We start from the raw sequence: 12,675 nt of genomic DNA, 5'->3' as shown, positions 1-12,675 counted from the left end.
GCGCGGAATTCCGTGCGGCGGCGCACATTGCGGTGCGCCCGGGGGGTGTTAGGGTGTCGCTTCCGGCACGGAAAGAGGGAGGATGCATCATGCGCGGCCTTTTCGGGCTTTTCTCGATCGGTTCCGGTGCATCCGCTTATCCGGGGCCGGCAGGGCGGCGCGGGCGCGGTCCGGCGTTCGTGCTTGCCGCCGCGCTCGCCCTCATGGCCGGGGGCGCGGTGGCGCAGAGCCCGCAGAAACCGTTCCAGCGCGATGATCTCGCGCTGTCCGGCGCGCAGATCGAGGATCGGCTCAAGCGCGAGGTGACGCTGCCGCAGGGTGCCGAGATCGGCCGGCTGGTCGCCGCCGGCGAGGCGGCGCTGGCGCGCAACGACGCGCGGGCGGCGCTGCCGCTCGCCAACCAGGCCGTGATCGCGGCGCCGCAGAACGGCGCCGCCTGGCGGCTGATGGCACGGGCCGCGCGCGGCATCGTGCCCCGCGACTGGCGCGAGCGCTACGACATGCAGGAGCGCGCGGTGGCCGCCGCCTATCTCGCCTATCAGCGGGCGCGCAGCCGCGACGAGGAAGGGCAATCGCTCGGCCTGCTCGCGCAGATCTTCGAATGGCGGGAGATGTGGCGCCCGGCGCTGACCGCCTACCGGATCGGCCTCGAGGCGCGCGAGGACCAGACGCTGCGCGCCGCCTACGAGGCCTTGCGCGAGAAGCGCGGCTTCCGTCTCACCGGGTTCGAGGTCGATGCCGATTCCGCCTCGCCGCGGGCCTGTTTCCGCTTCTCCGAGGCGCTGGCGCGGGGCCGGGTCGATTTCGCGCCCTATGTCGCGGTATCCGGCAAGGGCGATTTCGGCGTCACCGCCGAGGATGCGCAGATCTGCGTCGACGGGCTGCGCCATGGCGAGCGCTACGCCATCGTCCTCCGGCAGGGGATTCCCTCGGCGATTCCCGGCGAATCGCTGCTGAAAAACGCGGATTACGAGATCTATGTCCGTGACCGCTCACCCTCCGTGCGCGCCTCGGGCCGCACCTATGTGCTGCCGCGCACCGGCCAGCAGGGCGTGCCGCTGGTCTCGGTCAATACCGACAGGATCGGCATCCGCGTGCTCAGGATCGGCGACCGCAACCTGATCAACGCCGTGCGCGGGCCGGATTTCCTCGGCCAGATGCGCCCCGACCAGGTGGCCGAGATCGTCAGCCAATCCGGCCAGCAGGTCTGGCAGGGGGTGATGGAGGTCAAGAGCGAACTCAACAAGGATGTCGTGACCGCCTTCCCCGTGACGGAGGCGACGGGCAAGCTGGAGCCGGGACTCTACCTGATCGCGGCGCAGGCCGGCGATTTCACGGCGAAGGCCGCCCCCAGCGACGGCGAACCGGAGGACGGCGACACGGCCGGGCTCGCCACGCAATGGTTCACGGTCTCTGATCTCGGGCTCACCGCGTTCTCGGGGCAGGACGGGGTGCATGTCCTCGTCCGGTCGCTGGCGGATGCGGCGCCGGTGGCCGATGCCGAGATCCGGCTCCTCGCCCGCAACAATGAGGTGCTCGGCACCGTCCGGACCGATGCCAAGGGCCATGCGAAATTCGATGCCGGACTCGCGCGCGGCGAGGGCGGGATGGCGCCGGGGCTCGTCACCGCGCAGCGCAAGGACGATTACGGCTTCCTCGATCTCCAGCAGAGCGCGTTCGACCTTACCGATCGCGGCGTTTCCGGACGGATCGCGCCGAAGGGGCTCGATGCCTATGTCTATGCCGAACGCGGCGTCTACCGCCCCGGCGAAACCGTGCATCTGACAACCCTGCTGCGCGATGCGAAGGGCGTCGCCGTCTCGGGCCTGCCGCTGACGCTGGTCGTCAAGCGGCCGGACGGCATGGAATACCGCCGGCAGGTGGTGCAGGACCAGGGCGCGGGCGGGCGGGCGCTCTCGGTGCCGCTCGTCGCCTCGGCGCCGGTGGGCACCTGGCGGGTTGCGGCCTTCTCCGATCCGAAGCGGCCGGCGATCGGCGAGGCGAGCTTTCTCGTCGAGGATTACGTCCCCGAGAGGCTCGAACTGACCCTGAAACCTAAAGCGCCGGCGATCCGCTCCGGCGCCAATGCCGAGATCGACGCCGAGGTGCGCTATCTCTACGGCGCGCCGGGTGCCGAACTCGCCATCACCGGCGAGGTGACGGTGCGGCGCGCGGCGCGCAGCGCGATCCCCGGTCTCGACGGCTACACGATCGGGCTCTCGGACGAGCCGGTCGAGCCGGTCAAGGCCGAGATCGAGGCCGCGGAGACCGACGAGAAGGGCAAGGCGCTGCTCTCCATTCCCCTCAGCGAACCGGCGACGACCCTGCCGCTGGAGGCGGAGTTCATCCTTTCCGCCGCCGAAACCGGCGGCCGCGCCGTCAACCGCGCGCTCGTCCTGCCGATCCTGCCGAAGGGGGTGGTGATCGGGGTGAAGCCGCTCTTCGCGGAGGGCGAGATCGGCGAGGGCGGCACGGCGCGCTTCGCCGTCATCATGGCGACGGGCGAGGGCAAGCGCGTGGCGCGCGCCGGCGTCAAATGGCAGCTCTCCCGCATCAGCCGGAATTATCAATGGTTCTTCAAGGACGGGCGCTGGGCCTATGAGGCGATCAAGACCTCGCGCCGCGTCGCCGATGGCGAGATCGCGACCAGTGAGACCGCGCCGGCCGAGATCGCCGCCCGCGTCGGCTGGGGCAGCTACCGGCTCGAACTGCGTTCGCAGGACAGCGAGACCGCGCATGATTTCACGATCGGCTACGTGGCCGAGGCCAAGGCCGACACGCCGGACGTGCTCGACGTGGCGCTTGACAAGCCGGCCTATGCCGAGGGCGAGACGATGCAGGTGCGCCTCGCGCCGCGCTTCGCCGGCAAGGCGACGCTCGCCGTGATCTCCGACCGCGTCGTGCATCTCGAAACCGTGGACCTGCCCGAGGGCGGCAGGACCGTGCCGCTCAAGGTCGGGGCGGATTGGGGCGCCGGCGCCTATCTCGTCGCGCTGGCGCATCGGCCGCTCGATGTCGCGGCGAAGCGCATGCCGGGGCGCGCGCTCGGCCTTGCCTGGTTCGGCATCGGCCGCGAAGCCCGTCGCGTGGCGCTCGATCTCGGCGCGCCGGCGCAGATCCGGCCGCGCGGCACGCTCGATCTCGACGTGAAGCTCGCCAATCTCGCCCCCGGCGAGGAGGCCTTCGTCACGGTCGCGGCGGTCGATATCGGCATCCTCAACCTCACCCGCTACGCCGCGCCGGATGCGACGCGGCACTTCTTTGGCCAGCGCCAGCTCTCCGGCGATCTGCGCGATCTCTACGGCTATCTCATCGACGGCATGCAGGGCGCGCGCGGCGCGATCCGCTCCGGCGGCGACGCGGCGCCGGAGGCGAAGGGCGAACGCCCGACGCAGGAGCCGCTCGCGCGCTATTCCGGCGTGGTCAAGGTGGGGGCGGACGGCAAGGCGCGGATCTCGTTCGACATTCCCGCCTTCAACGGGGCGGTCCGGGTGATGGGCGTCGCCTGGACGAAGGACAAGACCGGCGAGGCGAGCGCCGATGTCGTGATCCGCGATCCGATCGTCGTGCAGGCGACGGCGCCGCGCTTCCTTGCGCTCGGTGACCGCGCGCGCTTCCATGTCGAGATCAACAATGTCGAGGGAGCGAGCGGCGATTACGCGCTCGATCTCGACATGAAAGGCCCGGTCTCGGTGGCGCTCGATCCCGAATTGCGGCGGCTGCGGCTCGAGAAGGGCCGCAAGGCGCAGGTCACCCTGCCGGTGACGGCGACCGGGCTCGGCATGGCCGAACTGGCGCTGACATTGCGGGGTGGCGGCGAGACCCTGGCGCAGACCCTGCGCATCGCGGTCAAATCCTCGGCGCCGAGCACGGTGAACCGCATCGTGCGTCCCCTTCCCCCCGGCCAGAGCCTCGCGGTCTCGAACGATCTCGTCGCCGATTTCGTGCCGAATTCCGGCGCGGTGGCGGTCACGGTCTCGCCCTTCGCGGCGCTCGACGTGCCGGCGCTGCTCGCCGCGCTCGACCGCTACCCCTATGGCTGCACCGAGCAGACGGTGAGCCGGGCGATGCCGCTGCTCTATGTCAACCGGCTTGCCTCGATGGAGCATCTCGCGCTCGACGATGCCGCCGAGACCCGGATCGCAACGGCGATCGAGCGCGTGCTCGCGCGGCAGGGCGCCAATGGCGGGTTCGGGCTCTGGGGCATCGGCGGCGGCGATCTCTGGCTCGATGCCTTCGTGGCGGATTTCCTCACCCGCGCGCGTGAGCGCAACATCCCGGTGCCGCAGGTCGCCTTCCAGCTCGCGCTCGACCGGCTGCGCAACCAGGTGGTGAACACGAGCGATGTGCGTGCCGAGGAAGCCTCGGGCCTCGCCTATGCGATCTATGTGCTCGCGCGCAACGGCCGGCCGGTGATGGGCGATCTGCGCTACCTCGCCGACAACAAGCTCGGCGATTTCGCCTCGCCGCTGGCCAAGGCCCAGCTCGGCGCGGCGCTCGCCCTGCTCGGCGATCGCGCCCGGGCCGAAACCGCCTACAATGCCGCCCAGAACACCCTGGCCGCCGGGCGGGACGAGGACGTCTTCCGGCCGGATTACGGCTCGAAGCTGCGCGATTCCGCCGGCATCCTCGCCCTGTTCGCCGAGACGAACGCGGCGCCGGCCCGCATCCAGCGTGTCGCCGCCATTCTCGACGAGATGCGCGGGCGCGCCCGCTATACCTCGACCCAGGAGCAGACCTGGATGGTGATGGCCGCCCAGGCGCTGGCGAAGGAGGCCGAGAATTTCCGCGTCACCATCGACGGTCAGGAGCATCGCGGCGCCTTCTACCGCAACCTGCCGCAGGCAGCGCTCGACCGGAAGCCGCTCACGATCCGCAATGACGGTCCGGCGGATGCGCGGGTGATCCTCTCCGTTTCCGGCATCCCGACGGCGCCGGAACCGGCGCTCGACGAGGGCTATTCGGTGACGCGGACGATCCACAGCCTCACGGGCGAGATCGTGGCGCCCGACGCCCTGCGCCAGAACGAACGCTATGTCGTGGTGCTGGAAGTGGGCTCGGCCCGGCCGCGCGGGGCGCGACTGCTCGTGGTCGATCCCCTGCCCGCCGGGCTCGAGATCGAGAATCCGCGGCTCACCGAAACCTCGGCGGATGCCTTCGCCTTCCTCGGCGAGGTGACCCCCGCCGAGCACACCGAAGCGCGCGACGATCGCTTCGTCGCCGCCTTCGAGCGCAGCGGGCAGGAGAAGAAGCCGGTCCGGATCGGCTATCTCGTCCGCGCCGTCACGCCGGGGCGCTATGTGCATCCGGCCGCGCTCGCCGAGGACATGTATCGCCCCGAGCGCTTTGGCCGCACGGCCTTCGGCACGCTCGACATCGCGCCCGCCGCACCGGCCGGAGCGGCACCAAGGCGATGATCGGGCGGCGGCTCGCGCGCGGGCTCGGCCTCGCGGCGGCGCTCGCGGCGCTGCCGGTGCTCGCGCTCGAAGCCTGGTCCCGGCTGCTGTCGCCGCTCGATCTCGGCGCGCTGGCCGAACGCTCGACCGTGGTGCTCGACCGCAAGGGCCAGCTGCTGCGCCCCTTCGTGATGGCGGACGGGCGCTGGCGCATGCCGGTGCGCGCAGCGGAGGTCGATCCGCGCTATCTCGACATGCTGATCGCCTTCGAGGATCGGCGGTTCCACGCCCATCCCGGCATCGACCCCGCGGCGCTCCTGCGCGCCGGCTGGCAGATGCTCCGGCACGGCCGGGTGGTTTCGGGCGGTTCGACGCTGTCGATGCAGGCCGCGCGCCTCGCCGAGCCGCGCGCCGACCGCAGCCTGCCCGCCAAGCTGCGGCAGATGGCGCGGGCGCGCGAACTCGAACGGCGGCTCGGCAAGACCGGCATCCTCGACCTCTATCTCTCGCTCGCGCCGATGGGCGGCAATCTCGAAGGGACGCGGGCGGCGAGCCTCGCTTATTTCGGCAAGGAGCCGGCGCGGCTCTCGACCGCCGAAGCGGCGCTGCTGGTAGCGATCCCCCAGGCCCCGGAGGCGCGGCGGCCGGACCGGGCACCGGACCGCGCGGCCGCGGCGCGGCAGCGCGTGCTTGACAGGATGCGCGCCTTCCACGCCCTGCCCGAGGCGGAACTGGCCCGCGCCGCGGCGGAGCCGGTTCCGGCGGCGCGACGCCCCTTCCCGCATCTCGCCGCGCATCGCGCCGAGCGGCTCGCCATGGCCGACCCGGCCGCGCGACGGATCGTCACAACGCTCGACCGCGACTGGCAGAGCGCGCTCGAACGGCTCGCCCGCGAGCGCGCAGAGGCGCTGGGGCCGGCGCTCTCGGTCGCGATCATCGTCGTCGAGCACGCAACCGGGCAGATCCGCGCCGCGATCGGCGGCGCGGATTACTTCTCCCAGCATCGCCGGGGCGGAATCGATCTCACCGAGGCGATCCGCTCGCCCGGCTCGGCGCTGAAACCCTTCATCTATGCGCTCGCCTTCGAGAACGGCATCGCCCATCCCGAGACGATGCTGGAGGACCGGCCGCATCGGTTCGGCGGGTATGCGCCGGAGAATTTCGACGATACGTTCCATGGCATGGCCAGCGCGCGCACCGCGCTCCAGATGTCGCTGAACCTGCCGGCGGTGGAGCTGCTCTCGGCGCTCGGACCGCAGAAATTCCTGACGCGGCTGCGCGAATCCGGCGCGACGATCGCCGTTCCCGAGCAATCGCAGCCGGGGCTCGCGATCGGCCTCGGCGGCCTGGGCATCACGCTTGCCGATCTCGTCGCGCTCTATGCCGGGCTCGCGCGCGGCGGCGAGGCGGTGCCGCTTGCCACGAGTCCCGGTCGGACGGAACCGGCGCGCCGCCTCGTCGGCCGCGTTCCGGCCTGGTATGTCGCGGATATCCTGCTCGGCGCGCCGCCCCCGGAGAACGGCGCGCCGGGCCGCATCGCCTTCAAGACCGGCACCTCCTACGGCTATCGCGATGCCTGGGCGATCGGGTTCGACCGCCGACACACGATCGGGATCTGGGTCGGGCAGGCGGATAACGGCGCGGTCCCGGGGCTGATCGGCCGGCGCGTCGCGGCGCCGATCCTGTTCGATGCCTTCGCGCGGATCGGCAGCGAGCCGGGGATCGCCCCGCGGCCGCCCGAGGCGCTCGTCGCTCGCCATGCCGAATTGCCGCCCCCGCTCCGGCATATCCGGCAGGATCTGCCCAAGAACGCGGCGGCGCTGCAGCGGCCGGGGCTGCAGATCGCCTTCCCGCCCGACGGCGCGGCAATCGACCTGGGCGCCAGCGAGGCCGAGGGCCGGCCCTGGCTGGTGGTGAAGATCCATGGCGGCGCGCCGCCCTTTACCTATCTCGTCAACGGCGTGCCGGTTTCCGGGCGGATCAGCCGGCGCGAATTGGCCCTGACGCCGGACGGCGCCGGCTTCACGCAGATCGCGGTGATCGACGCGGCCGGGCAGAGCGACCGGGTGACGGTCCGGCTGCAATGATCCCGGCTGCCATGCGAAATCGCCCGGAAAGAACGAAGGCTTAACGCGGCGCTGCGATACCGGATGGATAAAGCCGGAATCGGTACGCTCCCATGAAGATCTTCTCCAGACAACGTTCCTTCGCCGTCGACATGATCATCGCGTTCGGGCTGGTGCTCGGCATGTGCGCGGTCGCGGGCTGGATGGCGCTCGACATGACCAACCGCCTCCTCAACGATACCCGGGACGCAGTCTGGGAGGCGGCGGTGCCGCCGAACTATGCCTATGACCTGCTCGGCGCCCAATGGCGCAACCATTTCGATGCCATCGGCGCGTTGACCGATCCGTCCGATCTCGCGAAGACCCGCGCGGCGATCGCCGCCCGCGCGAAGGCCGAGCAGGAATGGAAGAAGCTCGCGGAGATGTCGGTGGGGTTCCCGCAGGATGTCCGGGCCGCGATTGCGACGACCGAAGCGCGGCTGGCGGCGTTCCGGGCCGCCCTCGCCGCAAGCCTCGACGGCGCCGCCACGGGAAGCGCCGAGGCGCGCGCCACGCTCGCCGCGCAACAGGCCGGCGCGATCACGGCTTTCGCCGATACCGCCGATGCCATGCTCAAGGTCATGAACGCGCGCATCCAGCACGTGACCCAGCGGATGGAAGCCACGGCGATGGAAGCGCTTGTCAAGATCATCTCGACCGGCACCATCATCGCGCTGGCGCTGATCGGCGCCGGGATCGTGCTGCAGCGCCGGATCGTCACTCCAATAAGCCGACTCAGCGATGTGATGACGGCGCTCATGAACGGCGACCACGATGTCGCCGTCCCGCAGACGCACCGGCAGGACGAGGTCGGCCGCCTGACCGGAACGGTCCAGGCCTTCCGTTCGAGCCTCGCCGAGACGGAGCGGCTGCGCGCCGAACAGGAGCGGCTGCGCGCCGAGGCCGAGATGCGGCGCAAGGCCAGCATGGCAACGCTCGCCGAGGAGTTCGAAGGCAAGGTCGGTCGCGTGGTCGAGACCGTCACCAGCTCGGTCGATGCGCTCCAGCGCGCAGCCGAGGCGATGAGCCGCGAGGCCGGCGATGCGACCGGCCAGGCGACAGCGGTGGCCGCAGCATCCGAGGAAGCAACCGAGAATGTCCGCATGGTCGCCTCGGCGACCGGCGATCTCGCCACGGCGATGAACGCGGTCGGGGCGCAGGTCGCCTCGGCGAGCGAGCGCATGCGCGCGGCGGCAGAGGCCGCGCAGCGCACGAACGCCAATGTCGAGGCGCTCGGCAGCGCGGCCGAATCGATCAGTTCCGTCGCCAAGGTCATCAGCGATATCGCCGGCCAGACCAACCTGCTCGCGCTCAACGCCACGATCGAGGCGGCACGGGCGGGCGAGGCGGGACGCGGCTTCGCCGTCGTCGCCCAGGAGGTGAAGGCACTCGCCGCCCAGACCGGCCGTGCGACCGAGGAGATCGCCGGTCAGATTTCGGCGATCCAGGCCGCGAGCACCGGCGCGATCGAGGCGATACGGGCCATCGCGCGGACGATCGGCGAGGTCGCGGCGCTCTCCGAGACGATCGGCGATGCGATCGGCCGGCAGATGGAGACGACCGGCATGATCGCCGGGAATGTCGACGAGGCGGCCCGCGGCACGATCGAGGTGTCGAAGAACATCTCGCATGTCAGCGTGGCGATCGGCAATTCCGCGTCGCTGGTCTCGGAGGTGCTCTTGTCCGCACGTCATCTCGGACAGGAGGGCGAGGCCCTCCGGGGCGCCATCTCGGGCTTCCTCGATTCCATCCGCGCCGCCTGAGGATACCTGCGACGGAGCATGGCGGGGATACCGAAAGCGGCGCAGGTTGCTGCAACGCGTGCCCTGGAAAAGCCCGGCCGCTCAGAAAAACAATGTCCCGGAGTGAGTGGTGGGCGCGACAGGGATTGAACCTGTGACCCTTCGCGTGTGAAGCGAATGCTCTCCCGCTGAGCTACGCGCCCGGAACCCCTCCGATAGGCCAATCCGCCCCCGGCCGTCAAGGCGCGGAATCCGCCCTCCGGGGATCCGGCGGCGCATGCCAGGCCGGCCGCTTCCGGCACAATGCGTCGCGCGGATCCGGAGGGCAGCGACCAGGCGAGACAAAGCAGGCACAGCAAGGTCCGATATGGAATAATTCTATTTCTATTATTATGTCTCTCTGTCAAATATATTGAAAGTTACTTTCGCCTCGATTTATTATTCCTGTTCTGCCCACGGCCTTGAACCGTCAGGAGAGCATCCATGAGCCGTCACGAGATGATCCACCACGAGATGCCGCCGCCTCGCGCGGCCGGCTCCGAGATCGGCGCCGATATCCTGCTCGACCAGTGCCGCCGCCTCGCCGGATTGCGGATGACGGGCAGCATCGAGCAGGCCGATCGGGCGCTCGCCGCGCTGCGCGCGCGGCTGCCGCTCGAGGAGGCCTATCGCGTCTTCGGCCTGCTGTACGATCTCGTCGGCACGCTGGCGCGGGGACCCGAGGCGCCCTTCCGCTGGCACCCGACCGGGGCGCTCTGGCGCACGCGCGACGAGGAATGGCTCGTGATCCACGCACTCGCCCCGCTGATCGCGGGCCGGGCGGCGGCGGAGCGCCAGGCGATCATGGCGCTGGCCGAGAGCTATTGCCTTGCCGCCGATCGGCTCTGCGGCCTCGCCGCAGCGCCGGGCGAGGCCTGCCGCGGCCCCTGCCCGTTCACGCAGGGCCGGATCCTCCTATCGGAATAAGCCGGGGGGGGGGCAGACTTTCTACGCGGCGCTGACGATGACGCTTGTCGTGCGGATACGGTTCGACAGGCGATGAGCCGATCGGCTCTGTTGCGGACCGGCAACAGAAATCGGCCTCCGCACCGGCCTCGGCGCGCGCACGAGATTGTGTGCGGCGGCGCACTTGCCAAGCCCTCGGGCGAGCAGGCATAGGAACAATCAAGACTTTTTCGCGACAATGCTCGCGCCTGATTCGCAACATACGAGGTTCGATGATGCGTCCGTTCAAGACGTTCGCCGCTGTGGTCGTGGCAGGGTTTGCAGCTTTGTCCTCCGCTGCCGCCTATGAGGTGATCGACCCGGTGACGCGGCAGCCGCTGCCCACGGTCGACGGCCGGGTCTACGCGACACCGATCCCGCGCGAGGAGGTGGATTACACCGGCAAGTTCGCGCCGGGCACGATCGTCGTCGACACCAACGAGAAGCGGCTCTACTTCGTGCTGCCGAACAAGCGCGCGATCAAATACGGCGTCGGCGTCGGCCGGCCGGGCTTTGCCTGGGCCGGCACCCAGACCGTGACCCGCAAGGCGGAATGGCCGTCCTGGACGCCGCCGGCGCAGATGCTCAAGCGCCGCCCCGACCTGCCGCGCTTCATGCCCGGCGGCGAGGGCAACCCGCTCGGCGCCCGCGCGATGTATCTCGGCAAGACGCTCTATCGCATCCACGGCTCGAACGAGCCGGAGACGATCGGCCAGGCGGTGTCCTCGGGCTGCATCCGCATGCTGAACGAGGATGTCGTCGATCTCTACGAGCGCGTGAAGATCGGCACCCGCGTCGTCGTGATGCGCTGACGCTTCCTGCCTCCTCGGTGTTTCCTGCAAAGCCGGCCCCGGGCCGGCTTTCTGATGTCCGGCCCTGCCGGACCGACCTCACCCGCGGCGGATGCGGTCGCGGCTCAGCCCCTTGGCCTCCAGTTCGGCGAGATAGGCGTCGAACAACGCGTCCCGCTCCCGCGCAAAGCGATAGAGCAGCGGCCAGCCATAGAGGCCGGTGTCGTGCATGTCATCGAAGCGCAGCCGGATCGCGTAGTTTCCCACCGGCTCGACCGCGAGGATCATCACCTCGCGCTTGCCCGGCACGGTCTTGCGCTCGGCCGGGCTGTGGCCCTGCACCTCCGCCGAAGGGCTCATGACCCGCAGCATTTCGGCAGAAAGTGCGGCCGACAGCCCGTCCGAAAAGGTCAAGGCGAGGCTGCGGCGATCCTTGGCGAGGCGGATTTCGGTGGGCCAGGGCTCGGAACCGGACATTCGGATACTCCTTCGGCGCGGCGGCGCCATCCTGCCGGAGAATGGGGCGCACCCGCTCAGCCGCAAGCCCGAGACCTGCGCCTTGATCCAGCCCCTTGCTTTTTCAGCCGACTTCCGCAGATTTCTTTAGAACAAGCCCAAAGGGGCGCAAGAGCGAGTGTCATGATCATGGCTCTGCCCGCCGATCCGATGATCGATCCGTTCGGCCGCGCGATCAGCTATCTCCGCGTTTCGGTGACGGATCGCTGCGATTTCCGCTGCGTCTATTGCATGAGCGAGAACATGAGCTTCCTGCCGAAGGCGGATCTGCTCACGCTCGAGGAACTCGACAGGCTCTGCTCGGCCTTCATTCGCCGCGGCGTGCGCAAGCTGCGCATCACCGGCGGCGAGCCGCTGGTGCGCCGCGACATCCTGACGCTCTTCCGCGGCCTTTCGCGCCATCTCGAGACCGGCGCGCTCGAGGAATTGACACTCACCACCAACGGCTCGCAACTTTCGCGTTTCGCCGCCGATCTCGCATCCTGCGGCGTGCGGCGCATCAATGTCTCGCTCGACACGCTTGATGCCGGGAAATTCCGCGCCATCACCCGCTGGGGCGCCCTCGACAAGGTGCTCGCGGGGATCGACGCCGCACAGGCGGCGGGGATCGCCGTCAAGATCAACGCGGTGGCGCTCAAGGGCGTCAACGAGGACGAACTCGTGCCGATGATCCGCTGGGCGCATGGGCGCGGCATGGACATCACCTTCATCGAGGTGATGCCGCTCGGCGAGATCGAGCAGGCGCGCATCGATCAATACCTGCCGCTCAGCCTCGTCCGCGCGCGGCTCGCCGAGACCTTCACGCTCGAGGCGAGCGAGCACCGCACCGGCGGCCCGGCGCGTTATGTCACCGCGCGCGAGACCGGGGGGCGGATCGGCTTCATCACGCCGCTGACGCACAATTTTTGCGAGAGCTGCAATCGCGTGCGCCTGACCTGTACGGGCACGCTGTTCATGTGTCTCGGCCAGGAGGACGCAGCCGATCTCCGCCGGCCGCTGCGCGCCTCCGAGAGCGATGGGCCGCTGATCGCCGCAATCGACCGCGCCATCGCCCGCAAGCCGCGCGGCCATGATTTCGTGATCGACCGCGCGACGCGGGCGCCGGCGCTCGGCCGGCACATGAGCGTCACCGGCGGCTGAA

Annotated in this window: 7 protein-coding genes and 1 tRNA gene; 6 read left to right on the top strand and 2 right to left on the bottom strand. The window is 70.0% G+C overall.

All coding sequences use genetic code 11. The features are described 5' to 3' along the window. The first annotated feature begins 89 nt into the window (after positions 1 to 89). From FWJ24_RS04815 to FWJ24_RS04805, 3 genes are all read left to right on the top strand, one after another. Positions 90 to 5,417 (top strand): alpha-2-macroglobulin, encoded by a 5,328-nt coding sequence (locus FWJ24_RS04815; protein WP_150286684.1) that lies wholly within the window; start codon positions 90 to 92, stop codon positions 5,415 to 5,417. Next, on the top strand, positions 5,414 to 7,483 hold the full coding sequence (pbpC, locus tag FWJ24_RS04810) for a penicillin-binding protein 1C (protein WP_150286683.1): 2,070 nt from the start codon (positions 5,414 to 5,416) through the stop codon (positions 7,481 to 7,483). The genes FWJ24_RS04815 and pbpC overlap by 4 nt, the downstream gene beginning before the upstream one ends. Before the next feature lie 92 nt (positions 7,484 to 7,575). Beyond that, positions 7,576 to 9,264 carry a methyl-accepting chemotaxis protein gene (locus FWJ24_RS04805; RefSeq protein WP_150286682.1) on the top strand — a complete coding sequence of 563 codons (1,689 nt, stop codon included), beginning with the start codon at positions 7,576 to 7,578 and terminating at the stop codon, positions 9,262 to 9,264. 107 nt (positions 9,265 to 9,371) lie between these two features. Here FWJ24_RS04805 and FWJ24_RS04800 read toward each other — a convergent pair. After that, positions 9,372 to 9,446: transfer RNA gene (locus tag FWJ24_RS04800), tRNA-Val, on the bottom strand. Between the two features lie 280 nt (positions 9,447 to 9,726). Here FWJ24_RS04800 and FWJ24_RS04795 point away from each other — a divergent pair. After that, entirely contained in the window at positions 9,727 to 10,209 is a 483-nt protein-coding gene (locus tag FWJ24_RS04795) for a hypothetical protein (RefSeq protein WP_150286681.1), read from the top strand. Between the two features lie 251 nt (positions 10,210 to 10,460). Beyond that, a complete protein-coding gene (locus FWJ24_RS04790; RefSeq protein WP_150286680.1) occupies positions 10,461 to 11,039 on the top strand; it encodes a L,D-transpeptidase in 579 nt (192 codons plus the stop codon). A gap of 78 nt (positions 11,040 to 11,117) precedes the next feature. Here FWJ24_RS04790 and FWJ24_RS04785 read toward each other — a convergent pair whose 3' ends face one another. Continuing rightward, positions 11,118 to 11,495, bottom strand: coding sequence for a gamma-butyrobetaine hydroxylase family protein (locus FWJ24_RS04785; RefSeq protein WP_150286679.1), 378 nt, complete (start codon positions 11,493 to 11,495; stop codon positions 11,118 to 11,120). A 162-nt stretch (positions 11,496 to 11,657) separates the two neighbouring features. Between FWJ24_RS04785 and moaA the strand changes: the two genes are divergently transcribed. After that, positions 11,658 to 12,674: a GTP 3',8-cyclase MoaA gene (gene moaA, locus FWJ24_RS04780; protein WP_150286678.1), complete on the top strand. Its 1,017-nt coding sequence runs from the start codon at positions 11,658 to 11,660 to the stop codon at positions 12,672 to 12,674. Position 12,675 lies beyond the last annotated feature (1 nt).

Source organism: Rhabdaerophilum calidifontis (genome assembly GCF_008641065.1).
GTDB lineage: Bacteria > Pseudomonadota > Alphaproteobacteria > Rhizobiales > Beijerinckiaceae > Rhabdaerophilum > Rhabdaerophilum calidifontis.
This window is presented reverse-complemented; position numbering and strand designations above follow the sequence as displayed.